Origin of the sequence: Frankia sp. AgB1.9 (assembly GCF_016786355.1) — a bacterium.
In the GTDB taxonomy this organism is placed as follows: domain Bacteria; phylum Actinomycetota; class Actinomycetes; order Frankiales; family Frankiaceae; genus Pseudofrankia.
Genome location: NZ_JADWYX010000010.1, coordinates 24,057 through 48,362, shown reverse-complemented (window position 1 = coordinate 48,362; position 24,306 = coordinate 24,057). Strand labels below are relative to the sequence as shown.

Genomic DNA, 24,306 nt, shown 5'->3' with positions numbered 1-24,306 from the left:
CGAGCAGGTGGCCCTCGTCTCCCTAGCCGCCCGCGGCATCGGCGCCGCCCCCGGCCCCCCCCGGGGGCCCCCCCCCCCCCCCGCCGGGCCCCCCCCCCCCCCCCCCCCCGGATGTGTCGTCTGGGGCAGGTAGCTCAGTCGGTACGAGCGTCCGCCTGAAAAGCGGAAGGTCGGCGGTTCGACCCCGCCCCTGCCCACCACTTCTGACCAGCGGTTTTGCCTCGCCATTGAGATCGTTCGAGGCAATTTGAAGATCTTTATGTGGCAACGGCTGTAGCAACGGCGACTGCGGTTGGACGGCGGGCGGTCGCCCGCAAACCCCCGCTGACCTGCACAGGCACTTCCGGCAGATCGTCCGCTTCGAGACAGCACGGTCAAGCCGGTTCTCTCGTCCGCCGTGGTGCCACGCCGAGCGCGTCCGACGTTGCGCAAATGCCCTGGTCAGGCGTCCGCTCCCTGACCCAGATCCGGCACCGCTCCGCCTTGAACGGGCTGCTGAAGGCGCAGGATCTGCGCGTCCACACTCGCGGTCCGGCTCGCCTCGTGACTCTCGGGACGGACACCGGCCGTTGCTAGATCGGTAGCTACACATGCGCCGCAGATTCTGACGGAGCCAGCTGATGCAGCCGTCTGACCTGCGCCGACGTGCGCAGCAGAGCGGCCGGACCGTCCGTTTCAACGGCGGATCTCGGGGATGCCCCAGCGGACAGGAACAGAGGTCTCCAAGGCAGTTCGCACGGCGGGCATAGACGGCGCGACGCGCAGAACGGGAGCGCCGTCGGTGATGACGCGGTAGGTGCCGGGGTCGATCGGGTCGTACTAGCGGAAGCGGCACTGGGAGTAGCGTGCACTCCAGGAGGTGGGACGAGGGCGCGAAGGTATGAGGGGCGAGGCGGGCGGATGAAACCCGAGGGATCGGAGCCGGTGCTGTTGAGCCTCGCGACGCTCAACACCCGTGGCGTGCCGCTGACGGGCACGCGCCGTACCGAGCGGTTCGCAGCCATCGGCGTGGAGCTCGAGAGTTCGGCGGTCGAGGTCGTCGGTCTCCAGGAGGTATACACATATCACCACCTCAAGCTGCTCAAGACCCATTTGCCCGCGTTTCCGCATGTAGCGTTCGCCCGCACGCCGGTCGGCCCGGCCGGCGGGGTGGCGACCTTCTCCAGGGTCCCGTTTACCGAGAAGCGGTTCGAGCGATTCGGCCGCCCGCGCGAGGCCTCCGGTGTGCGTTGGCGCACCAGGATCATGGCCGGGCTCAACGGAAACCTGATCACCCGCGTCGCTGGCTACGACCTCTACATCGTCAACACCCATCCGATCGCCAACATGGATGGCGACTGGAGCGAGACAAACCGCTTCTACGCGCTTCAGAGGAGCCAATACGCGGCGCTGACCCGACTCGTAGGCAGGCTCGGGCCGCGCGTGGCGGTCATCGGCGACTTCAACGCGCCTCGTGTCAGCGCCGTCCACACGGCGCTGATGGCCGATACCGGTCTGCGCGACACCTTCGGCCAGCAGTGCCCGCCGACCTTTCACGCCGAATACCTCAGCGGCGGGCGCGAACCGCAGTGCATCGACTTCATCCTGGCCAGCGAGCCACTCGCCGTGAAGCGCGCCGAGCTGCTGCTGGCGGAGAAAGTGTCGATGCCTGGCGGCGCGGGTTTCGCCTCCGACCACGTCGGGCTGCGCGCCGACCTGCTCGTTCCGGTCTAGCTAGAGCTTCGGGCCGGAGGAGGAGTCACGGGCCTCGTTGATCCGGCCCATGAGTCTTGATCGGATGGTCGAACAGCACCGCGGTCTGCGGTGCTAACAGCTCCGAGCGCACCGGGAAGTTGAGGTTGCGGTGGGTGAGGTGGGAGTAGGGCTCGTGCGGCCGATAGTCGATGTAGAAGTGGACGCTGACGCCTATGTCACCACCCACTGTCGAGCGCGCCAGCTGAACGGGGTCAGTCATTCGCTCTCCCGGTCTGCTCGGTCACCGTGACAGCGACACGTCGTCCGTCCGGATCTTCGAGGACGTGATTGCCGGGGGAGAGAGGAATGGTGATGTTGCCGCGTTCCACGGTCAGCCCGATTCGGATCGGATTCGTCGGCTCACGCTGGTCGGCCGGATAGAGCTCGAGCACCGCCCCCCCGGAGGTCCGCGCTGCGAAATGCACGGGGCCGGTGCCGTGCTGCTCCCGGTCCAACGTGAGTCCCAGCGACTCGTAGAACTCGCGGCAGGCTGTGATGTCGGAGCAGTAAAGGACGACCAGCGTCAACGCGGGCCCCGCCATCTGGATCTGGTTCATCGTCCTCCGCACCTGGCGCTCTCTGGCCGGACTCGCGTGCCGTCGCACACATTCTCGGGATTGTGACGCCCTCTGTCGGATTCCGCACTGTATTGAACGTAGCGGCTTCTGACGGGTATGGCGCCGGGGCCGCATAGCCGTGTGCGCTTCACAGGGAAGCGGAAGATCATCGAGGTCGACGTCCACCAGGGCCCCGAAAGCCTCTACGCTTACTGTCGCTTGGACTTTCACCCCGAGACCGCCAAGTGGGTCGTGCATGCAGGGTATTCGCTTTCTCCGGGTTCCGCTGCCCCCGATTCCCGACGACGTCTACGACAGGCTCCCGCAATGACCGCGCCGCGAGGATGCGGCCCGGATCCGTCGCGAAGGCACCCGCGGCTCCGGCAGGCACCGTTCCGGCCGGCCTTCCGCCGGTCGGCCGGCCCCAGGCCGCACCAGCGGACCCCGACGCGGCGGTGCAGCGTCTCCCTGAACTGTCTGGTCTCCCGCCAGATCGCGTCGATGACGGACGGTGTGACGGCGTCGAAGCCGGCCGTCCGTCTCGCAGCTTGCCTTTCTGCGCGTCACTGCCGCGTCCCGCCCTCGCCGGGCCGTCGAGCGGCCATCCGGCAAAACACGGGCGAGCAATGGGCGTGTCACCACTCTGACGGACCAGCATGCACCGTAGGCGCCGAAGGCTCGGGCGGCGGTGCCGAGGGGGCCGTCAGCTGATGGACGAGCCTGATTCACAGCTGACGTGTTCTGACCAGGATCCCCGCGAGGTCTCTGCCTGCGGCGCCGACCGCATGACCTGGCCGGCCTGCGGCTGGAGACTGACAACAGTTTGTGACGTCGCCTGGTCATCGGCCTCGAACCCCTCAACAGGGCGTTTACAGAGTCGCGGCGCTATCAAGGTGTCCGTGCGCGGCGGCCGAGTACGGCCAGGCCGCGCTGCCGACGGCACCATAGTTGGCTTTCCAGCAGCTCCGATGCGTCGTTGTCGCTGCCCGCCATCGTCATGCCACACTGTGGAGTACAGTGCCAGCGAACAAGTGCGCCGGTCGCGACCACGGGGGTGTCGTGCCATTTTTTGCCGTGCCAGAATTTTTCTGTCTGCTCAGCTGCGGGCGTGACCAGCCACGACGGTAGGGCCCTTAAGCCGCGACGGCGTGCGGGGCGCGTCCGATATCCCCGCGCCCGTTGCCACGTACTGAACTGCCGGCGCCGCGACCCATCTTCGCGGTCCCTCACAGGGCTTCCACCAGGCCACCTGGCCCTCCGTCTCCTGGACGGCCAGGACCTGCCTACAGACCCCCGCCGCCCCGCGCACCAAGAATCGGCCGCCCGGCATGAATCTTGCCCGTCATGACCAGCTCCGACGCCTGACCAGGCGCTTTCTACCTGCGAAACGCGAAGGTGTCTGATAGCCGGGTGCCCGGTACCGCCCGGTCACCCGGAAATCGCCGCTGAGACCGCTCCGGCAAGCTACCGAGGCTCCAGCAGAACAGGGCGCCGTGCCCGAGTGCGGGACGCTTGGCGACAAGGCATTCGTTCCATGGCTCGGGGACAGCCGAGCTTCGCTGGCCAGGAGGTATGTGTGGCGGAAGCATCCGACACAGCGTCGAGCGTGGGTCCACGCCCCGGGCTCGTCGGCGACCCGGCGCCCGAACACGGGCCGCTGGCGACGACGGCGCCGGCCGCCGACGGAACCGAAGCGGCGTCGTACCCGCGGTCCGCGCCCGCCGGACCCTACGCGGCCGTCCCGGCCGAACACCCAGCGGCGGATCCACCGGTAGCCGCGGATTCCCTGATCGCCTTGGAGATGGTGGCGGCGCTGCGCGCGGTGGAGCAGCAGGCCCAGGCGTTTCACACCCGGGCGCAGAACTACGAGAACATCGTCCAGCAGATGCAGAGTCGCATCGAGCGGCTGCAGGGCGACCAGATCCAGGCCTTGCTGCGGCCACTCATCCAGCGCATCGCCACGCTGCACGCGCAGGCCGCCCAGGCCGCGCAGGCCGCCCGGGAACGCGGCGAAACGGCAGAGAAGGACCTCAGCTACTTCGCGGTCGCCATCGAGGAAGCCCTCGGGCTGCTCGACATCGAGTCCGTGGCGGCCGCGCCGTCTGTCCGGTTCGACGCGAAGCGGCACCACGCCTCAGGAGTCGTTTCGACCGACGACCCTGGCCAGGACGGCCACATCCACCGTGTCCTGCGGCAGGGCTTCACTTACGTGGGCGCCACAAGGGTATTCCTGCCGGCCCAGGTCAGCATCTTCCGCTATGAACCGCCCGCCGCCGACGCATCGGCGGGCTCGGACCTGGCGCGCGAGCGCGGCGAAGGAGCATCCCTTGACTGACGGCGTGTACGGCATCGACCTCGGAACGACCTACTCCGTCATCGCGCGCATCAACGATCTCGGTCAGGCGGAGCAGCTGCTCAACAATGACAGCCTCCCGACGACGCCCTCGGTCGTGTACTTCGAGGGCGACAGCGACGTGATCGTGGGTGCCGAGGCGAAGCGCCTTCAGCTGCGCGACCCTGACAACGCGTGCTCGCTCATCAAGCGGCATATGGGGACGGATTACCCGCTGGATTTCCGTGGGCAGAAGCACACGCCAGAGAGCATCTCGGCGCTCATCCTCAAGGAGCTCGTGGCGTTCGCCAACGCCGAGACGGGCGAGGAGGTCAGCAAGGTCGTCATCACCGTCCCGGCGTATTTCGGCATCCAGGAGCGGGAGGCGACCAAGCAGGCCGGCAAGATCGCGGGCCTTGAGGTCGTCGGCATCGTCACCGAGCCCGTCGCGGCGGCACTGTCGCTTCGTATCGGTGGCGAGCAGCCGGAGACGCTGCTCGTCTACGACCTTGGCGGCGGAACCTTCGACACGACGGTCATCCGGGCCGAGGCCGGCAAGATCGAAGTCATCGCGATCGATGGCAACAAGGCGCTCGGCGGCGCGGACTGGGACGAGGCCCTGGCGCAGCTGATCGCGGGCGAGTTCATCGCGCAGGCCGGACTGGGCGACGACGACCCCCGGGTCGACGCCGAGTTCGAGGCCGAGCTGATGGGGCTCGCGGAGGACACCAAGAAGGCGCTGACGAAGCGGGAGCAGGCGACGGTCCGCTGCCGGTACGGCGACAAGGACGAGCAGGTGACCGTGACCCGTGCGCGGTTCGAGGACGCGACGCGGCACCTGGTGAGCCAGACGATCGAGATCTCGCAGCGCGTCCTCGCCACCGCCGAGCAGAAGGTGCCGGGCCTGACGGTGGACCGGGTGCTGCTGGTCGGCGGTTCGTCGAACATGCCGATGATCGAGAACGCCCTGCAGAACGAGCTCGGCCGAACTCCGGCGAAGACGCAGTTCGACCTGGCCGTCGCCAAGGGCGCGGCGATCTACGGCCAAGCGGCGATCGACGAGGTCATCTCAACCGACGGGGAGGCGCCCGCGGTGGCCGCCGACGCGGAGGAGAAGTACTACCTCGGCGGCTCCAAGACGCTGCAGCTGACGAACGCGCTCTCGCGCGGCCTTGGCGTCGAGTTCGTCCATGAGGGCACGGAGGACAAGTACGTCGGGTTCATCATGCACGCCAACGACACGATTCCCGCCGTGTCACCGACGATCACCGCGCGAACGGTCGCGAACCGGCAGACCGCCGTCAACGTCGTGCTCTACGAGCAGATCGGCGAGGTCGAGTCGGACGCGACCAGCGACAACAAGCACCTCAAGGACAGCGAGCTGCCGATCCCGTCCCTGCCGAAGGGCTCTCCCATCGAGCTGACGCTCGAGGTGACGTCAGAGGGCCTGGCCAGGGTGACCGCGCACGACCCGGCGGGCGGCAAGTCCATCACCGTCGAGGCCAAAGTGTCCATCCTCAGCGAGGAGGACGTCGATCAGGCGGCCGGCGTGGTCGCCGGCATCAGCCTGCGGTCCTGAAAGGCGCTGAGCCCCGGATGGCATTCGATCCCGCCAAGTACCGCGCCACGGTTCTCGCACCGCTGGCAAAGGACAAGGCACGCACCGAGGCCCTCCAGCAGGTCATTCGTGACCTGCAGGGCGCCGCCGGCCTCGCGGCCGTGGCGCGGCTCGACATGGTGACGCTGTTCGCCGTCGAGCCGTCGATGTCGGCCGCGGACCTGGCGAATCATCTCGAGCGTCTCGTCGCGGCCTTCAACAAGAACAAGAACCTGGCCTCGGCCCAGCTGCTCAAGCGCCTGGTGGAGCTGATCGGCAAGGCGGGCGGGAAGGTCTCCGACCCGTCCTTCTGGGCCAACCTCGCGGCCGCCCGCCAAGGGGTTCTCAGGGCCCAGCTGGACGACCTGGCGCAGGAGCTCGCCCAGGAGTTCTCGCTGAAGGTCATCACACCGGAGCAGGTGGCCGAGCAGGTGGCCAGCGCCGGGCTCGGCGCCCAGGCTGAGGGCCCGCTCCAGGCCGCCCTGGCCAAGCACGGTGTGAACGTGCGGCCCGACTTCGAGCTACCCAAGGTCACCGTGCCAGCCCCTCTCCGCAAGGTGGTGGAGTTCCCGGAGTTCCGCACGGTCGTCGACGTCATCACACGCCCGAAGCGGCTGGAGGACATCGCTGTCGTTGACGAGCTCTCCTACGGCAGCCCCGCGCGGCGCCTCGAGCCGAGCGATGTCGCCGCCGCGAAGCTGCGGTTGCAGCAACAGGAGGCGCAGGTCGAGGAGCGGGCCCGGCACGCGGCGCAGAACGCGCTCGCCGCGCTCACGCAGTACACCTCGCCCGCGGGCCTGCATGCTGTCACCCTTGCCCTGCTCGCCGACACCGTCCGGGACCTGTTGGGGCGGGGCCGATCCAGGCTCACCGTCCGCAACGAGCTGATGCGGCGAGGCGTGCGTGAGGTCGACGCTGCGCGGCTCGTCGCCAAGCTCGCGTCATCGACCCAGGTGCTCAGGTCAGCGGACGTGGCCGACCGGCTGGCCGCGGGCGCCCTGGCCGAGGCGCGCAGGCTGTTCGACGCGCTCCCGGCGCCCGATGGCGCCGACGCCTCCGAGCGGGCGGCCGTCGAGGCAACCCTGGTGACCGCGGAGAAGAAGAAGGCCACCTTCCAGTCCCAGTACGACGCGGCGATGGCCACGCGGAACTACGCCGCTGCGGCGACCGCGCTGCGCGGTGCTCTGACCGTGGACACCGCGGACGAGGATCTCCGACGGCGGCTCACCGCGCTGCCGCCGCTGCCGCCGCTGACCCTCTCGCTACGGGTCGAGGGACGCGCGCTCGACGTCACCTGGCCCGGCGGCGAGGAAGGAAGCCGCTACAGCGTCGTCCGGACGCTCGGGGCGGTACCGGTCCACCACAGCGACGGCGAGGTTCTCGCCGGCAATCTGACCACCACTCGCCATCGCGACCCGCGACCGCCCGTCGGGCGACAGGTGCGCTACGCGGTTTTCGTGACGCGCGACGGCGTCTCCTACTCCGACCCGGTCACGGCCACCGCGGTCGTCCTGCCGGCGCCGACGGCCCTGCGCGCCGACGCCCAGGCGGACGCGGTCTCCTTGTCGTGGTCGACGCCGCCTGAGGCCGCCGGTGTGGTGGTCACCCAGACGGCGCTCGACGGCGCCCAGCAGGCACTGCGGCCGACGACTCCGGGCCAGCTCTCGGTCACCGGGCTGGCCCTCGGTACGCGGTACCTGTTCTCCGTCCGCGCGGTGTACCTGCTGCCCGGTGGCGAGCGACGCGAATCGGCCGCGACGGAGGCGGACGTCACGCCGCGCGGCGTCATCCGGCCCGTGGACGACCTGCGCCTCGAGACGGCGACGGACGCGGGGTATCAGGCAAGCTGGTCGCCTGTCGCGGGTTATGGCGTCGAGCTGTGGGCGCTGCCAGTGACGGCCCAGGTGACCACCGGGGCCAGGCTGTCCTTCACCGCGCTGGAGAGCCAGGGCGGCCGGCGCCTGGCGCTGCGGCCCGCCCAGGCGGCCGGCGGCCGGACGGCCCGCACGCTGGACCCGATGCCCGACGTGCGCCTCTTGGCACCGGTGACCGTCGACGGGGACGGCGGGCTGGTGGGACCGTCCACTGTGATCGGGAACGTGCCGTCGGTCCGGCGGCCGGCGGCTGACCGGTTCGGCTCCGAGCTGCGCCTGTCCTGGGAGTGGCCCCGGGGCGACTACCTCGTCGAGGTGCGCTGGTCCGTCGGCGGCGGCCCGCGGGTCCAGCGCGTCTCGCGTGCCGGCTACGACCAGGACGGCGGCGTCCGGCTCGCCGACGCCGAGGCGGTCAGCGACGTCACCGTCGCGACGGTGGTCCGTGCCGGCTCTCGGGAGTGGCTCTCGCCGGCGGCCGTCGTCCCGGTACCGGGCGGCGGGACGCCCAGAGTCGGATACTCGCTCGCGGTACGGCGCTCCGCGTTCCGTGGCCTCGGCTCGGTGACGGTGACCATCGAGCCCGGCCCGTTCCGGGGCACGGTCGCGGCCCTGGTCGTATTGCGGGAGGCGAAATTCCCGCCCGGCAGCCCCGCCAACGGGACGGTCGTCGAGCGGCGGGTGGTGAACCTCGCGACCGGCGAGCCGGTCAGCTTCACCCTCGACCTGGGCAAGGTCGCGTCGCCGTTCTGGATTCGGCTGTTCCCGGATGCGGGCAGCGACGTGCGCTTCGCAGATCCACCGACCAGTGACATGCGGGGGTAGTCAATGAAGTTGTTCAATCCCGCGACGCCATGCCCGTACTGCTACACGGCGATCAATCCGCACCGGCTGGCGTACAGATGTTCGGGGCGGCACGCCGCCGGCCGGGAGCAGTGCCTGAAGACGCCAGACCAGGCCAGGATCACCCATTTCAATGATTCGGACCCGTACTGGCCGGTCATCATGCCAACCGGATCGGCCTCCGCGCGCTGCCCCCGCTGCGACGCGGCGCCCGGGCCACCGATGTGCCCAGAATGCCATTCACTGCTACCCGCGGAGTACGGGTCGGACTCCGCGCTCATCGGCCTCGTCGGGGTACGCCAGTCGGGGAAGACAGTCATGCTCTCCGTGCTGGACTACGAGCTGCAGAACGCGGTGGCGGACCGTTTCGACGCGACGATCGACGCGCCGGGCGGCCGCTCGGAGCTCGCCCGAAATCTACGGATCTACCGCGACATCATGCTCAAGACCGACGGGCAGCTACCTCAGCAGACCGCGGTCAACAACAGCTCCGCCGCCATCGCGAAGAAGGACCCGGCGGTCTACGCCTGGCGGTATTCCCGCAAGATGGCGATCGGCATCAGCCGCACGCACTCCACCGTCTTCTCCTTCTACGACAACGCCGGCGAGGACTTCGCGACACCGGACAAGGCAATGAGCCAGCTGTACCTCGGCGCCGCGTCCGGGGTAATCCTGCTGCTGGACCCGTTCGGGTTCCCGGCAAACCGGGGGCGCGCCGACGCGCGCGGCGCCTCGCTGCCGGAGACCGGCCCGGAGGCGGTGCTGGACGCCATCACGCTCGTGCTGCGGACGGCGAAAAGAGTCAAGCGCAACGGCCGTATCAAGGAGCCCATCGCGGTCGTGATCTCGAAGATCGACGCTTTCTTCGACGACATTCCACCGGATCACCCGGTCCGCCGGCCGTCGTCGTCGCGCCCCTTCTTCGACGAGACCGAGTCACGCACGGTCCACGACCACATCGGCGCGATGGTCGAGCAGTGGGGCGGCGGATCCCTCATCCGCAAGCTCGACAACAACTACGCCAGCTTCCGCCTGTTCGGGGCGTCAGCGCTGGGCGCCGAGCCCGAGTACTCGTCCGGGCGCGTCAGTAGCCGCGGGCTCCTGCCGCACCGGGTCGCCGAGCCCCTCCTCTGGCTCATGGCGACCCGGAACTTCATTCCCATGACGGGAGCCTGACGTGGCGTTCGACGTGGCCGTCTACACCGACGTGCTCGCGCGGGAGGCCATCGACGGTATCGACGGCTTCAACTTCCAGGCTGTGTCACCGGGAATTTCAGGGACCGACCGGCAGCGGATACGCGAGGGCCTGCTTCACCGGGTGATCCCCTCCTGGTCGCTGGCCCACGACGACCTGAGCCACCCGCCCACCTGCGCCTACATCCAGGTCGACGGGCGGGCATACCTAACCCGCGGCAAGTCCACCGGCCGGACCAACAGCGGGCGCCCGGGCAACCAGCTCACCCAGGCCATCGTCACGTCCGACCTCGACGACTTCGTCCCGTACCGGCCCGCCCAGCTGTACGGCGCACTCACCTGGAACCTGGCGAAGGCGCCGGGTGCCCAGCTTGACCCGTGGACCTCTCCGCTGGAGATCCGCCCCGAGTTCGAAGCCGCCGCGCTGATGGAGTACCTGCGGGCGGACACGTGGGCGGTCGGAGTGCTGCCGCAGTTCCTTACGATGCTCGACGGGGTGCTGGCCGACGAGCCACGCAAGCTGGTCCTCCTGCACCCCGACCTGGACGTCGTCATGCGGTGGATCGCGCTCGGCACCTTGTTCGTCGATGCGGAGACCGCCCGCAAGCTGCAGTTCCGGGCTCTGGTCGACGACCCGAGGCGGGTCAACGCCGGGATCGTCGGGGTCAGCCCGGAGTTCTCCGGCACCGATCTCGGCACGGCCAACGTGCTCGACCTCGTGCGGCGGTCCGCCCCGGGCGTCGGCGTCAGCGACAGCGCGCGCGTCCGCGCGACGTGGTTCCTGGAGCGCGGGGCGGACGAGGCGCTGACCGCCATCGAAATCGCCCAGCGATGGGAGCCGGCACTCGGATCCGCCCTGGCGACCGAGACGGCGCGGCTCATCGCGCTGCCGGGGGACGACCTCGACCGCCAAGCCGCCTGGCAGACGTCGCTGGCCGCCGTCACCGGCCTGGCGGCGGCGGGTCTCGCGGACGATCTGGCGCTGTACGCCGAGGACCTCTGCGAGGCGGCGGCCACCTACGGCCCGACGTCGCCCGCGGAGTTCGGCGTGGCGGCGGCCGCGATGCGCCGGGCGCACGAGGCCGGTGTGGACGAGTTGGCGGCCGGGATCGCGATGCCCACGTTGGAAGCGCTCGCCCGGGTTCCCGCCGCGGCGGAGATCTTCGCGGCGGAGCTGGTCGGTGCGGCGCGGCCGATCACCTGGGGCTCGGCCGAGGCGCGGGAGCAGGCTGGCGGGTATCTGACCGAGGTCCTGGCCGGCGCGCCGCTGGAGCTGTTGCCCGAGCTCTTCACAGCGGCGCTGGTGCTCGGCGCCACCGTTTCGGCGGAACGCCTCGCACGGTCGGCCGCTGACCTCGCCGACCTGTGGCTGCGCGATCCCAGGATCGGACGCGAGCGGTGGCGGCGTTGGTTCGGGAAGGAGCTCGTGGTCGCGGCCGCCGCGGCCAAGCTCGTGACCGCCTACCGGGCGAACGACGGCGTGGCGGTGCAAAGGCTGATGCGCGGCGAATGGGACTTCCTGGCCGCGGCGGACCCGACGCTCGCGGGCTGGATCACAGCCGGCCAGATCGGCCGGCTGCCGGCGACTGAGCGGGCCGCCCGCCTGGCCGGGGTGGCGACGGTCCCGACCGAGGCCTGGCGGGTCGTGCTGTCGAGCACGCGGTTGCCGAACGATGCGGCCCTCTGGGGGGTGTGGATCGCGAAACGTGGGCTGACCGCCGACCTCGCCGGGCTCACCCGCATGTGGCTCGACCAGGCCCTGAAGACCGACCCCAATGACCCGAATGCGCCCATTCCAGGCGACTGGAGCCCGGTCATGCGGAGCCTCGAGGATGCCGGAGACCCTGACCTGGCCCGGATCGCCGGGGAGTACGCGCGGGCGAAGACTGCTTTGGACAAGGCGCGGTCGGCCATCTACGAGAAGCCCAACGTCTCGCTGGACGGCTGCGTGTCCGGGGCGAAGGCGTTCACCCAGCTATTTCTCGTGGAGATCGGCCGGTTGCTGGTCGGTTCCACGAACGCGGACGGCGTCCGCGCGCTGTTGGCCGCGACCGGGCCGTCCGGTCCCACGTCGATCCGCGTCTACCTTCATCGGCTGGTGGACACCGGCCAAGGGTCTCGCGCGATCGCGCTGGCTCTGGCCGCTCGGGAACGGCCGGTCGAAGTGGTCGCCCTCGCAGTCGAGAAGGTCCTTGACCAGATCGCTGCCTCACGGCCCGAGGTCATCCGTGAGGCCCGGCAGGACCGGAGCCTCCGCGAGGAGCTGCAGAACTACCTGACCAGAGGCAGGGAACCCCGCCAGACGCCGCGCAAGTTCGGCAGGCCGTTCAATCGCGGAAAGGAGGGCTAGGTGGAGGAAGTTGTCCTCTGGGTCGTCCTAGGGGCGATCGCGATAGCTGCCGCCGTCTTCGTCGCGTGGGTCGTCCTCGCGCTGGTGGTCCGTATCTTCGCCTGGGTGCTTGTGCTCTGGGCCGTGACCTTCGGGCTCGGGATCGCGGCCGGGTTCTTGATTGGCGTGGTCATCCCACCCGGCGTCCTGCGGGGCAAGGCGACGAACAAGCCGAAAATCGTCACGCCTGACGACGTCGTCGCGGGCAAAGTGCTGGGCAAGGCGCCGCGGGGCCCGGCCAGGAACTTCGGCTGGGACCGGGCCTGGCCCGTCTACAACCCGCACCAGGCGCGGCATGACGCGAACGCCGTCATCGCCCGGGCCCGCGCCGTCGTGCCGGCGCCCTTCCACTGGTTGTTCAAGCAGGACCTGGCCTCAGTCCTGGCCGCCGTACTGTTTCCGCCGTTACTCGGGTTCGCCATCGGTGCCTGGATCTCGGTTCTCGGCTGGTACTGCGTCATGGGGGTCGTCGGCGGCGCCGTCTATCTCGGGCAGCAGGTCGCCATCGCCGGGTACCGCTCCTACGACAGCCTCACCCGGCGCCGCCGCAAGGCGATCCTGCGCTGCGCGCAGTGCTACCGGACGACCTTCGTCCCGAGTTACCGGTGCGCGGGTACGACGTGCACCACCGTCCATCACGACGTCCGGCCTGGCCCGCTCGGAATCGTGCGCCGGCGGTGCGGCTGTGGCACCAGCATTCCCGCGACCGTGGGCGCGGCCGCCCGGCACCTGGCGACGGTCTGCCCCTTCTGCCTCAACGACGTGCCGACCGGCAGCGGGACCCGTCGGGTGCTGCCGCTGCCCGTGATCGGGTCGACCGGCGCTGGCAAGACCCAGTTTCTCTCCAGCGGCGCGGTCGCGTTGAGGACCAAGGTGTTACAGCTGTCCGGTTCGCTGGAGCCGCTGTCGCCCGTCGCCGAGTCGTTTCTGACGGACGCCGCGGCAAACCTCAGCGCCAGGCTGCACATGGCCCCGACGGCCTGGAAGAACCGGCCCGAGGGGGTGCCCCTGCTCCTGACGAGGGGGGGCCGCGAGCTGGAGCTGCAGCTGATGGACGCCGCGGGAGAGGCGTTCGCGGACTGGGAGCGGGCCCGCGACCTGGGCTACATCGACACCGCCGACGTCCTGATCTTCATCCTCGACCCGCTCGCGCTGCCGCCGGTGACGGACCTGCTGCGGGTCGAGAACAAGACCGGCGTGGTGCCGATCGCGATGGGCGACCAGGAGAGCTCCTACGCCGCCGTCGTCGACCGGCTGCGTGCCGAGGAGGTGCGGATCGACGCCAAACGTCTGGCCGTGGTCGTCACCAAGGTCGACGTGCTGCGGACCCTGAGTCAGACCGAGGCCTTCGACCCCGCGGACGGCGAGACCATCCGGCTCTGGCTGCGGGCGAACGGCGCCGACGGGTTCGTCCGGCGTATCGCGCAGGACTTCAAGAACGTCAGCTTCTTCGCCGTCGACTCCTTCGGCCCGCGGGAGAGCTTCGACCCACTGCACCCGCTGCACGTCTTTGACTGGGCGATCACGACGACCGACCGACGACTCAGCGTCCTGCCGCCGCCCGCGGCCGTACTACCCGCCTAAGGAGAGTGGCGTGAAGGACGGAATTCCGCTTGTCTACTGGACATTCCGCACGGCGTGGACGGCATTGCACTTCCTCGTCGTGCTGACGGCCGCGATCCTGCTGCTATGGCTGTACCTCCGCGGCGGGGACGGCAACAGGGCGCTCGGGTCGGCCCTGCACGACCTGCTGGACGTCCAACGCGCGGTGGCCAGGGCCATCCCGTGGCCGTGGCGAGCGTAGGCGCGGCGCCGTGAGCACCAGCGTCGGCATCGATCTCGGGACCACTTACTCGTGCGCGATACATCAGGCACCGGGTGGCGCGGAGACCGCCGTCGAGGCGCACGACGGTGGCGAGCTGACCCCGTCCGTCGTCTATTTCGGCGCCGACGGCCAGGCGGTCGTGGGCGCCGAGGCGAAGCGCATGCTCGGGCGCGATCCCGCGAACGTCGTGACCGGGATCAAGCGGCAGATGGGCCACGTCTTCCCGCTCGAGTTCCATGGGCAGCGCTACACGCCGGAGTCCATCTCCGGTCTTATCCTGCGCAGGCTGGCCGCCGATGCCGCCCAGGTGCTGTCCGTGCCCGTGGCCGACCTGGCCGCGGTGATCACCGTTCCGGCCTACTTCGGTGTCGCCGAGCGGGAGGCGACGTACGCGGCCGCCGAGATCGCGGGCCTGCGCTGTCTGCAGCTGCTCGCGGAGCCCGTCGCGGCGGCGTACGCGTATGGCCTCGCGACCGAGCCCAAGGTGACGTCGCTGGTCTTCGACCTGGGCGGCGGGACCTTCGACGTTGCGGTAGTCGGGATGCACCGCGGTGCCCCGCGGGTCTGGGCCGTCGACGGCGAGACCCAGCTGGGCGGCATCGACTGGGACAGCCGCGTCCAGGACCTGCTGTGGGCGCAGGTCGACGAGCTCCCGGACGCGGAGGAGCTCCGCTACGACGAGGACGTGATGGGCGCCGTGGAGGACGCGGCCGAGCGGGTCAAGCGTCAGCTCACCGGCCGCGCGGGCGTGACCGAGCGCGTCCGGCTGCGCGGGCGGACGCTGCAGCTGCGGGTGGATCGCGAGGCGTTCGAGGAAGCGGCGGGCGACCTGGTGGTGCGCTGCCTCGACACGGTGATCCGGGTCGTCGAGAAGGCGGCCGCGCTCGACGCACCGGCCGTCGGCCAGGTCCTTCTGGTCGGCGGATCGACCCGGATGCCCATGATCCGCGAGGCGCTCCGGACGCGGCTGCGCCTCCCGGTGCGCCTCACGGACCCGGACAAGGCGGTTGCCCGCGGCGCGGCGCTACTGGCCGCGCAGCTTGCCGCCGGTGTGGGTAAGGGCCCCGGTGGCGGCACCGGTCCGACACCGATCACGCCGGTCCTGCCACGGTCCATCGGCATCCTGCTGCGGTCCAGCCGGGAGCCGTACCGGGAGGAGCCGTACGTCCAGCACTTCGTCCCCGCCAATACCCCGCTGCCCATCGACCGCAGGGAGCACGTCGTCGCGACCGTCGCGAACGGGCAGGAGCGGGCGCGCATCCAGCTCTACGAGCAGGGCGGAGCCGTGCCGTCGCCCGAGCCCGCGGACAACCGCGTCCTGCTCGACGGGGAGATCGTCGGCATTCCGCCCCATCCTGCGGGGAGCCCGCTCTCGCTGTTCGTCTCGGTAGATCTGGACGGCCGCCTCACGGTCGCGTCCGCCGACGGCGCTGGCCGCCGGGTCACGCTCGAGGTCGAGGCGTTCATCCACGGAGTACTCGACGACGCCGAGGTGGCCGAGCAGCGCCGGCTCGTCGCCGGTCTGACCCTGGAGGGAAGCGCGTGACGGTCCGGTGGCGCAGGCGCACCTTCGATGCGGCGGGGCTGACCGAGTATCCGGCCGGCCCCGCGCTCAGCAGGCTCGCCGGCGAGCAGAAGGTCTACGTGACCACGCCCGGGTACGACAACATCGGCGAGATTCTGACCTCGATGGGAGTGGAGTTCGAGCCGTTTCGCGGGGAGTTCGACTGCAACCTGCTCTTCGTCAACTGTGGAACGGCCGACCGGGTCGATCCGCGGGCGCTCGCCGAATACGTACGCGGCGGCGGCTGCGTGTACGCCTCGGACCACGAGGATGCCCTCATCAGCGAGGCGTTTCCGGGAGTCTTCGACTTCGCCGGCCACCACGGCAGCCGCTGCCAGCTCACCGCGGACGTGCTCGACCCGGAGCTGCGCGGCATCATCGGCGAGCGGATCACCATCGAGTTCGACATGGGCATCTGGGCGACGATGCGCGATGGGCGGGCAGAGGTGCTGTTGCGGTCCCCGCAGGGGCCCATCATGGTCTACGCGGAACACGGCGAGGGCTCGATCTTCTTCACCTCGTTCCACAACAAGGCGCAGCTCTCGGACCATGAGAAGCAGCTGCTCCAGCTGCTGGTGGCGAAGCAGTTCAGTACGACCACCCATCAGTCGCTCGAGCAGACCAGTCGAGCGTTGGGCCTGTCCCTCGATGCGATCCGGCGTGGTATCGCTCACTGAGAGTCCCGTCAGGACGGCCTCGACCGGTCCTGTTCACGCGAAAGGCGAGGCCTGCGGGATCGTGTCCGGCGAGCGGCGCCGCACCGGCGCGGGTCAACGGGCCGGGCAGAGGGCGAACATGTCCAGCAGCGCGATGTTGTAGAGAACGGCCTGGTCGGCTGTCGAACTGCCCAGGCTGTAACGCTTTCCCATCGAGGGCGTGACCACCTTCCAACTGGCGGCCATATCCGAGCAGTCAGCCTCGCCGTCGCCGAGAATCTGCGCGTCGGTCTTGCCGTCGGCCTGGTCGGGAAACTCCCGGCGAAACCGGCTGACATACCCTGAGGTGTCGTCCTGGTTGCCGGTCTCGCTCGTCGGGCTCGCCGGTGCGTATGTCGTGACGAATGATGGCGTCACATTCGCGGCCGGGGTACCGGTCGCCGTGTCCGCTGGCCTGCAGGCCGCCAACGACGCAATGGCCGCGCCGACAAGGATGAGTCGCCCGTACATATTATTTCCCTTCCGGACCGTTCGTTGCGTGGATATGGATGGTCTCCACGGTGGGCTGACAGGTGCTGCGGGCAGCGGACCGGCATGAATTTTCAGTCCCGATATCCGGCCGTTGCGTGCGAGATGAGTCTGTCCGACAGGGCCCAATCTGACGTCCTACGTGAGCCGACAATCCGGGCTACCACCGTCGCGGTATGCGAGGCGCGCACACGCCGGCGGGAGCAGGCGGTGGCTGGACGTACTGCGCTGGTGGTAGGCGCGGATGACGCCGTCGGGCGGATGTGTCGAGCTGGCGTCCGCGGGACCGTGAACTGCCCGCTTCGAACTCCTGGAAGGCAGTTCCGTGTCTGTTCTTGCCCGGTGGTGCGCTCGCCATCGCCTCGTCGTCGTAGGGGGTTGGGCCGGGATGTTCGTCGTCCTGGTCGCCCTGGTCATTGGGATGGGAAGCAGCTTCAAGACCGTCGCCGACCTGCCGAACAGTGAGTCGGCGCACGCCTATGCGCTGCTGGGGCCGTCGGACGGCTCGACCGAGACCGGCCGGATCGTCTGGCACACCACCGGTCAGGCGGTGGACGCGGCCGAGGTGCGCGGTGAGGTCTCCGGCATGCTGACGAGGGTCGCGGCGCTACCCGGCGTCACGGCCGTGCAGAGCCCGTACACGCCTGGCGGCAGCGGGCAGCTCAACGCGGGCCAGAACACGGCCTACGCGCTCGTGACGGTGACCGACGCCAAGGTGGGCCAAGTCGAGCAGGCCGCGCAGTCGATTGACAGCAGCCGGCTGCAGGTCGAACTCGGTGGTCAGGCGTTCGCGCCGCAGACCAAGGCGGGTGGAATCTCGGAGATCGTCGGCATTCTGGCGGCGCTGGCGATCCTGCTGCTGATGTTCCGGTCGGTGTGGGCGGCGGCCCTTCCGATCGTGACCGGCGTGGCCGGGGTCGTCGTCTCGCTGCTGTTCGTCATGGTCGGCTCGCACGTCGTCAACCTGTCGAGCGACTCGATCACGATGGGGTCGTTGATCGGTCTGGGCGTGGGTATCGACTACGCCCTGTTCATCGTCAACCGGTACCGCAAGGCTTTGGTGGGCGGAACGTCGGTCACCGAGGCGATCGTGCAGGCCGTGACCACCTCCGGCCGAGCCGTCATCTTCGCCGGTCTGACGGTGATCGCCGCGTTGTTGGCGATGTTCGTCGTCGGCATGGGCGTGCTCACCGGGATGGGCCAGGCGGCCGCGGTCACCGTGTTGTTCACCGTGCTCGCGGCGATCACCCTGCTGCCCGCGCTGCTGTCCGCACTCGGTCTGCGTGTGCTGTCCAAGCGTCAGCGCCGCCTGTTGCTGGCCGGTGCGACGCCGGGGGTGTCCGGGGCGGGTGCCGAGACCGGCTCGCGCCGCACCCCGGCCGGCCGGTGGGCCGGGCTGGTGACCCGCCTGCCGGTGCCGATGGCGGCGCTCGCCCTGATTCTGCTGGCCGCGCTGGCGATCCCGGTGCTGTCGATGCGGGTCGGCGAGGCAGATGCCAGCAGCGACCCGACCGGCTCCGCGTCGCGTCAGTACTACGAGCTCATGAGCCCCGCGTTCGGCGCCGGCGTCGACGCGACCCTCCTCCTGGTCGCGGAGACTCCTGACGCCAGGTCCGCCCAGGCGCTGGACACGCTGGCCGGCGACCTGCGCTCGGTACCGGACGTCGCCGCCGTCTCGACACCGTCCTCGGCCCACGCGGGGCTCGCGGTCATCCAGGTCACCCCGACGAGCAGCGCCGGGGCCAAGGCGACCGTCGACCTGGTCGGTCACCTGCGCCAGGACGTGATCCCGGCCGCCGAGAGCGGCAGCGACCTGCGGGTGTACGTCGGCGGCAAGACGGCAACCGACATCGACGTCGCGCACGCGCTGATGAGCAAGCTGCCGCTGTATCTGGGCCTGGTCGCCGTGCTTGGGTTCCTGCTGCTCGCGCTGGCGTTCCGCAGCCTGCTGCTGCCGCTGGTCGGCGCGGTCAGCAACCTCACGACGATCGTCGTCGGCCTCGGCGCGATCACCGCGATCTTCCAGTGGGGCTGGGCCAGCAACCTGCTCGGCGTCGGTGACGGCGCGCCGATCTCCTACATCGTCCCCGTCATGATCGTCGGCGTGATGTTCGGTCTCTCGATGGACTACCAGGTGTTCCTGGTCAGCCGCATGCACGAGGAGTGGACCAACACCCGCGACAACACCCGGGCGATTCGCGTGGGCCTCGGCGAGACCGCGAAGGTCATCGGAACCGCCGCCGTGATCATGCTGTGCGTCTTCTCCTCGTTCGGGTTCAGCGGTCAGCGAATCGTTGCCTGCATCGGCATCGGCTTGGCGCTCGCGGTCATCGTGGACGCCTTCGTGGTCCGCATGGTGCTCATCCCGGCGCTCATGCGGCTGATCGGCGCGCGGGTGTGGGCCTACCCCCGATGGGCCGACCGCATTACCCCCCACCTGTCGGTCGAGGGAGCCGGACCCCAGAATGACGCGGACGGCGACTCCGCTCGTGTCCTGGCAAAGGCCTCATAACCGAGCAGCCGTGACGGCCATTGGGGTCCCCGGGGCCGAGCCTGCCAGCAGCACCACGTGCCCCGGGTCCCCTGGTGGGACGGTCAGCTGAGCGTGTCGAGGGCGCTTCCGTCGGGGTCGACGGCGCGTACGATTCGGCGCCCGATGTCGCCCAGCTGCCGCTGCTGCGTGCGGGTGAGGGGATCGAAGACGAGGGCACGGACCGCCGCGACGTGCCCGGGGGCGGTCGCGACGACCTTGTCCCGGCCCGCATCCGTGAGGATCGCCAGGGTGTAGCGGCCGTCGGTGGGATCTGGTGCGCGGCGTATCCAGCCGGCCTTCTCCAGCCGCCCGGCCACATGGGAGAGCCGGGAGAGCGACCCGTTGGCGAACACGGCCAGAGTGCTCATCCGCAGGGTGCGCTCGGGGGCCTCGGACAGCATGGCCAGCACCTGGTATTCGAAGTGACTGACCCCGGCATCGCGCTGGAGCTGGTCGTCGAGCGCCGCGGGAAGCCTGACCAGCACCTTGGCCAGGGTCAGCCAGACCTGCATCTCCTCGTCGGCCAGCCAGCGCGGCTCGTGCACGTCCACGTCGTCAGCCTAGCTTGAAGCATCAACCGAACCAAACTGACGGATCACTTGACACATCAAGTGATCCGTCTCTAGTTTTGAGTTGAAGCTTCAAGTTATCGGCGCCCGTGGCGGCCAGTCAGGTCGCGAGGCGCACCCGCCCGCCGGGCTCGTCCTCGGGCCCGATCTCCTTGGGAGCACCCATGCGCGCACTAAATGTCCCGACCGCGGGCGAGCAGCCCCGCCTGTCGGACCTTCCCGTCCCCAGCACGACCGAGGGCACCGTTCTGGTCCGGGTGAAGGCGGCCGGTCTCAATGCCCTGGACAACGCCCTGGCCGCCGGGGTGATGGCCGAGATGCTGCCGCACCTGTACCCGCTGGTCCTCGGCCGTGATGCCGCCGGCGTCGTCGAGGCAGTGGGAGCCGGCGTCGACCACGTGGCCGTCGGCGACGAGGTGATCGGCCACATGCTGCTGGCCCCGCCGATCCAGGCCGGCACCCTCGCCGAGTACGCACTGCTGCCCGCCGCCGCCGTCACCCACAAGCCCGCCGGTCTCAGCTTCACCACGGCCGCGGCCCTTCCCCTCGCCGCGGCCGCCGCCCAGGCCGCGGTCGATGCCGTCGAGCCCGAGCAGGGACAGACCGTTCTCGTCGTTGGGGCAGGCGGTGGCGTGGGTTCGTACGCCGTCCAGCTGCTCGCTGCTCGCGGCGTCACCGTCGTGGCCACCGGCACGGCCGACGACGCGGGCAGGCTGACCGCGCTCGGCGCGACCACGGTCGTCGACTACACCGCCGGCCAGGTAGCCGAGCAGGTGCAGGCCGCCTACCCGGACGGTGTCGACGCCCTGATCGACCTCGTCGCCTACACCGCCGAAGGAGCACCGCTCGGGGCGGTCCGCAAGGGCGGCAAGGTGGCCAGCACCCTGGGCGCCGCCGCCGACGAACAAGCCCTCGCCGCCGCCGGTCTGACCGGCACCAGTGTCATGGCCGCGCCGCTGCGTGCGGTTGTCGCGGAGCTCGCGGAGCGCGCCGCGGCCGGCACCCTGAAGGTTGACGTCACCACCGTCCTGCCCCTCGAGCAGGCCACCGACGGGCTCGCCACCCTCGGGGCCGGCGCCGCCCGCGGAAAGATCGTCGTCGAGATCGGCGCCTGACAGGACGCGCGCCGCCCCGTCCGCACGGATCGGCGGCGCACCGTACGCCCCGGCTGGTGCCCGCCCACAACGAAGCGGCGCGGAACCAGCCGGGGTCCCGCGGACGGGGCCACAGAAATCCTCGTCAACGCCCGGCGACCACTCCGCTCGTGTGGCCCTGATCGTTGTTTTGGCCCTGGAATGGTCGTGATGGGACGTTTCCACGACCATTCCATGGCCTAAAACGGCAATCAAGCCGGCACGCCGACCTTGGCGGTCGCGGCACTGATGTCTCGGACTATCAGGAGGATTGACATGCAGATCAAGGAGCTCGGACATCTCGTCTTGTACGTGCGGGACGTCGGCCGGTCGGCCGCCTTCTACCGGGACGTGCTGGGCTGGCGCCAGATCATGCCCGACCCGGCGGGGTCGGCTTCGAGCCGCGTCCGGGCCGCGGCGTTCTCGGCCGGCCAGAGGACACACCACGAGCTGCTCCTCCTTGAGGTAGGCGAGAACGCCGTGCCGATTCCAACCGGGCGCCGTGTCGGGATGTACCACTTCGGGCTAAAAGTCGGCGACAGCGACGACGAGCTGCGCGAGGCATTCGCCCACATCACGAAGGCCGGCGTGAAAATCGTTGGTGCGTCCGACCACACCATCACCCACAGCCTCTACATCCAGGACCCGGACGGAAATGAGATCGAGCTGTATGTCGACGTCCCCGGTATTGACTGGAAGACCGACCCGACCCTGGTGGCCGCCCCGATCCGGCCGCTTCGCCTCTAGCCTCGTGCTGGCCTCGGCCCGACCCCGTCGGGAGACGGATCGTTGTTACGACCCGCTGGGAAGGTCTGGCCTCTAGGGTCGGTGAGGCTGGCGTACCAGGCCCGTCTGGTAGGCGATGACGACGAGTTGAGCTCGGTCGCGGGCGTGGAGTTTGGTCATGGCCCGATGGACGTGGGTGCGGGCGGTCAGTGGGCTGATGACCAGGCGGGCGGCGATCTCGTCGTTGGAGTAGCCCTCGGCGACGAGCGCGACCACCTCCCGTTCGCGCGTGGTCAGGACCGTCAGGGTGTCGGGGGTCGCGCGCGCCATCGTGGGTTCGGGCACGGCGAGGAACCGGGTGATCAGCGCGCGGGTGGCGGCTGGCGAGAGGAGCGCGTCGCCGGCGGCCACCAGCCGGATCGCGGCGAGCAGTTCCTCGGCGCCGACGCCCTTCCCGAGGAATCCGCTGGCCCCTGCTCGCAGGGCGTGGGCCACGTATTCGTCGAGTTCGAAGGTGGTCAGGATGAGCACCCGGGTGGCGGCCAGGTCCGGGTCTGCGCCAATGACGGTGGTCGCGGCGAGGCCATCGGTGCCGGGCATGCGGATATCCATCAGGACGAGGTCCGGATGGTGTTGACGGGCGCGAGTGACTGCCTCTGCGCCGTCGGCGGCCTCGGCGACGACCACCATGTCCGCCTGGGAGTCGATCAGCATTCGGAAGGTGGCCCGCAGCAGAGCCTGGTCATCGGCGAGCAGTACGCGGATCGTCATCGATACCCGTTTTCGTCACTGAGGTGGGCGGCAGCGGAACGCACATGGCAACCTCGAACCCACCCTCGGGCCGGGGGCCGGCGGTCAGCTCGCCGCCGACGGAGCGGGCGCGTTCGCGCATACCGATGAGGCCGAACCCGCCGGGGATCCCCCTGGAGGCCGCCGGTCCGCGGCTGCCGCCCGCCTCCTCCTGATCGGCGCCGGTACGCGTGGGGTGCGGCCGGCCCGTCGGGGCGCCTTCATTGGTGACGCTCATGGTGAGGATGTCGCGGTAGTAAGTGATCTGTACGCGCGCGGTGCTGGTGGCCGCGTGTTTGGCCACGTTGGTCAACGCCTCCTGGGCGACGCGGAACGCGGTCAGATCCACTCCGGGGGAAAGCGGTCTCGCCTTCCCGGCAACGTCGATGGTGACCGCGAGACCGGCTTCGCCGAGCGCGGCGGTCAGGTCGGGTAGCCGCGCGAGTCCAGGGGCGGGTTCCAGCGGGGCGTGTGGGCTGTCGTCCGCCCGCAGCAGGCCGACGGTGGCCTTGAGGTCGCGCAGCGCCGCCGAGGTGGTCGCGGTCAGGCCGGCCAGGATCTCCCGGGCCTGCTCGGGTCGGGTCGTGGAGAGGTGGGCGGCGGTGCTGGCCTGGGCGTTGGCCAGAGTGATGTGGTGGGCCACGACGTCATGCAGCTCCCGGGCGATCCGGGTGCGTTCGTCGGTCACCCGCCGGCGAGCCTCCTGCTCCCGGGTGTGCTCGGCGTGCTCGGCGCGGGCCCGTTCGGCGGCGAGGTAGGCACGGCGTAGCCGCGAGGTGTTGCCGAGCGCGGCGGGGAGGATCAGCCAGGCGGTCGGCCCGATGGTCTTCAGCACCAGCGGGTAGCTGGCTGGATCACCGATCAGCGCGGCGCTCACGAGCAGGGTGGCGGTGGCGCCGGTGAACACGACCGCGGTCGTCCGGTCGGTGTGATCGGCCAGCCAGTAGAGCGCGGCCATGGCAGGGGCGATCAGCAACATGCTCAGCAGGTAGCCGTGCAGCGCCATGCTGGCGGTGCAGACGGCGGCGACCGTCACGACCGTGCGCGGCCGGCGTTCGTGCCACAGCAGCGCGACGCAGGAGATCGCGGCGAGCAGCACCGCCGGCCAGGCGGCGCTGGGGCGGGTGGCGTTGCCGGGAGCGAGCCGGCTACCGGGCCCGGCCGCGACGAACATCAACAGCGCGATCGCCGCGGTGGTTGGCCCTGGGTGGTCGCTCGTGAACCGCCGCCAGCCCGTCACCATGATCATGAATTCCTGTCGGTAGGCGCCGCGCATACGGTACGTGTTCGCCGACCGGCGTAGCTCAGGGTCGTCGGGATGGACCGCCGGGCTGGGGACTCTCATCGGACCGCGGCGGGCTCGCCGGGAGCGCGGCTACCGGTCAGGAAACTTGCCACGAAAGGTCTCCGTGTCTTCTCGGGTCCGTTCAGGCTGCCCTGCCGACCCCCACCCGTCGTCGTCCCTA

19 protein-coding genes and 1 tRNA gene are annotated in these 24,306 nt (G+C 70.0%); 14 read left to right on the top strand and 6 right to left on the bottom strand.

The window, feature by feature from the left end:
• The first annotated feature begins 123 nt into the window (after positions 1-123).
• Both I6A60_RS05545 and I6A60_RS05540 read left to right on the top strand, forming a co-directional pair.
• Positions 124-200: transfer RNA gene (locus tag I6A60_RS05545), tRNA-Phe, on the top strand.
• Between the two features lie 700 nt (positions 201-900).
• Positions 901-1,713, top strand: coding sequence for an endonuclease/exonuclease/phosphatase family protein (locus I6A60_RS05540; protein WP_203018725.1), 813 nt, complete (start codon positions 901-903; stop codon positions 1,711-1,713).
• A 25-nt stretch (positions 1,714-1,738) separates the two neighbouring features.
• Here I6A60_RS05540 and I6A60_RS05535 read toward each other — a convergent pair whose 3' ends face one another.
• Entirely contained in the window at positions 1,739-1,954 is a 216-nt protein-coding gene (locus I6A60_RS05535) for a hypothetical protein (RefSeq protein ID WP_203018723.1), read from the bottom strand.
• Positions 1,947-2,291: a VOC family protein gene (locus I6A60_RS05530; RefSeq protein WP_238434829.1), complete on the bottom strand. Its 345-nt coding sequence runs from the start codon at positions 2,289-2,291 to the stop codon at positions 1,947-1,949. The genes I6A60_RS05535 and I6A60_RS05530 overlap by 8 nt, the downstream gene beginning before the upstream one ends.
• Before the next feature lie 1,801 nt (positions 2,292-4,092).
• On the opposite strand from I6A60_RS05530, the gene grpE reads away from it, so the two are divergent.
• Genes grpE through I6A60_RS05485 form a run of 9 tightly spaced genes read left to right on the top strand, consistent with a single transcriptional unit; the run spans position 4,093 to position 16,583 of the window.
• Positions 4,093-4,626 carry a nucleotide exchange factor GrpE gene (gene grpE / locus I6A60_RS05525; RefSeq protein ID WP_203018721.1) on the top strand — a complete coding sequence of 178 codons (534 nt, stop codon included), beginning with the start codon at positions 4,093-4,095 and terminating at the stop codon, positions 4,624-4,626.
• Positions 4,619-6,202: an Hsp70 family protein gene (locus tag I6A60_RS05520; RefSeq protein ID WP_203018719.1), complete on the top strand. Its 1,584-nt coding sequence runs from the start codon at positions 4,619-4,621 to the stop codon at positions 6,200-6,202. The genes grpE and I6A60_RS05520 overlap by 8 nt, the downstream gene beginning before the upstream one ends.
• A gap of 17 nt (positions 6,203-6,219) precedes the next feature.
• A complete protein-coding gene (locus tag I6A60_RS05515; protein WP_203018717.1) occupies positions 6,220-8,916 on the top strand; it encodes a fibronectin type III domain-containing protein in 2,697 nt (898 codons plus the stop codon).
• 3 nt (positions 8,917-8,919) lie between these two features.
• Entirely contained in the window at positions 8,920-10,110 is a 1,191-nt protein-coding gene (locus I6A60_RS05510) for a hypothetical protein (protein WP_203018715.1), read from the top strand.
• A 1-nt stretch (position 10,111) separates the two neighbouring features.
• Entirely contained in the window at positions 10,112-12,478 is a 2,367-nt protein-coding gene (locus tag I6A60_RS05505) for a hypothetical protein (protein WP_203018713.1), read from the top strand.
• Positions 12,479-14,101: a hypothetical protein gene (locus I6A60_RS05500; RefSeq protein WP_203018711.1), complete on the top strand. Its 1,623-nt coding sequence runs from the start codon at positions 12,479-12,481 to the stop codon at positions 14,099-14,101.
• A 10-nt stretch (positions 14,102-14,111) separates the two neighbouring features.
• Positions 14,112-14,321 carry a hypothetical protein gene (locus I6A60_RS05495; protein ID WP_203018709.1) on the top strand — a complete coding sequence of 70 codons (210 nt, stop codon included), beginning with the start codon at positions 14,112-14,114 and terminating at the stop codon, positions 14,319-14,321.
• A gap of 10 nt (positions 14,322-14,331) precedes the next feature.
• Positions 14,332-15,888: an Hsp70 family protein gene (locus I6A60_RS05490; RefSeq protein WP_203018707.1), complete on the top strand. Its 1,557-nt coding sequence runs from the start codon at positions 14,332-14,334 to the stop codon at positions 15,886-15,888.
• Positions 15,885-16,583 (top strand): hypothetical protein, encoded by a 699-nt coding sequence (locus I6A60_RS05485; RefSeq protein WP_203018705.1) that lies wholly within the window; start codon positions 15,885-15,887, stop codon positions 16,581-16,583. The genes I6A60_RS05490 and I6A60_RS05485 overlap by 4 nt, the downstream gene beginning before the upstream one ends.
• A gap of 93 nt (positions 16,584-16,676) precedes the next feature.
• Here the strand turns inward: I6A60_RS05485 and I6A60_RS05480 are convergent, their stop codons facing one another.
• Positions 16,677-17,072: a hypothetical protein gene (locus tag I6A60_RS05480; RefSeq protein WP_203018703.1), complete on the bottom strand. Its 396-nt coding sequence runs from the start codon at positions 17,070-17,072 to the stop codon at positions 16,677-16,679.
• 406 nt (positions 17,073-17,478) lie between these two features.
• Between I6A60_RS05480 and I6A60_RS05475 the strand changes: the two genes are divergently transcribed.
• On the top strand, positions 17,479-19,602 hold the full coding sequence (locus tag I6A60_RS05475; RefSeq protein WP_238434828.1) for an MMPL family transporter: 2,124 nt from the start codon (positions 17,479-17,481) through the stop codon (positions 19,600-19,602).
• Between the two features lie 83 nt (positions 19,603-19,685).
• Here I6A60_RS05475 and I6A60_RS05470 read toward each other — a convergent pair whose 3' ends face one another.
• Complete coding sequence (locus tag I6A60_RS05470) at positions 19,686-20,174, bottom strand: MarR family winged helix-turn-helix transcriptional regulator (RefSeq protein WP_203018699.1); 489 nt, start codon at positions 20,172-20,174, stop codon at positions 19,686-19,688.
• Between the two features lie 182 nt (positions 20,175-20,356).
• On the opposite strand from I6A60_RS05470, the gene I6A60_RS05465 reads away from it, so the two are divergent.
• The gene (locus tag I6A60_RS05465) at positions 20,357-21,307 is read left to right on the top strand and encodes an NADP-dependent oxidoreductase (RefSeq protein WP_203018697.1); all 951 of its coding nucleotides are present in this window, start codon (positions 20,357-20,359) and stop codon (positions 21,305-21,307) included.
• A gap of 294 nt (positions 21,308-21,601) precedes the next feature.
• Positions 21,602-22,072 carry a VOC family protein gene (locus I6A60_RS05460; protein WP_203018695.1) on the top strand — a complete coding sequence of 157 codons (471 nt, stop codon included), beginning with the start codon at positions 21,602-21,604 and terminating at the stop codon, positions 22,070-22,072.
• Between the two features lie 72 nt (positions 22,073-22,144).
• On the opposite strand, the gene I6A60_RS05455 is transcribed toward I6A60_RS05460, so the two are convergent.
• Positions 22,145-22,822 carry a response regulator transcription factor gene (locus I6A60_RS05455; protein WP_203018693.1) on the bottom strand — a complete coding sequence of 226 codons (678 nt, stop codon included), beginning with the start codon at positions 22,820-22,822 and terminating at the stop codon, positions 22,145-22,147.
• Positions 22,794-24,089: a sensor histidine kinase gene (locus I6A60_RS05450; RefSeq protein ID WP_203018691.1), complete on the bottom strand. Its 1,296-nt coding sequence runs from the start codon at positions 24,087-24,089 to the stop codon at positions 22,794-22,796. The genes I6A60_RS05455 and I6A60_RS05450 overlap by 29 nt, the downstream gene beginning before the upstream one ends.
• Positions 24,090-24,306 lie beyond the last annotated feature (217 nt).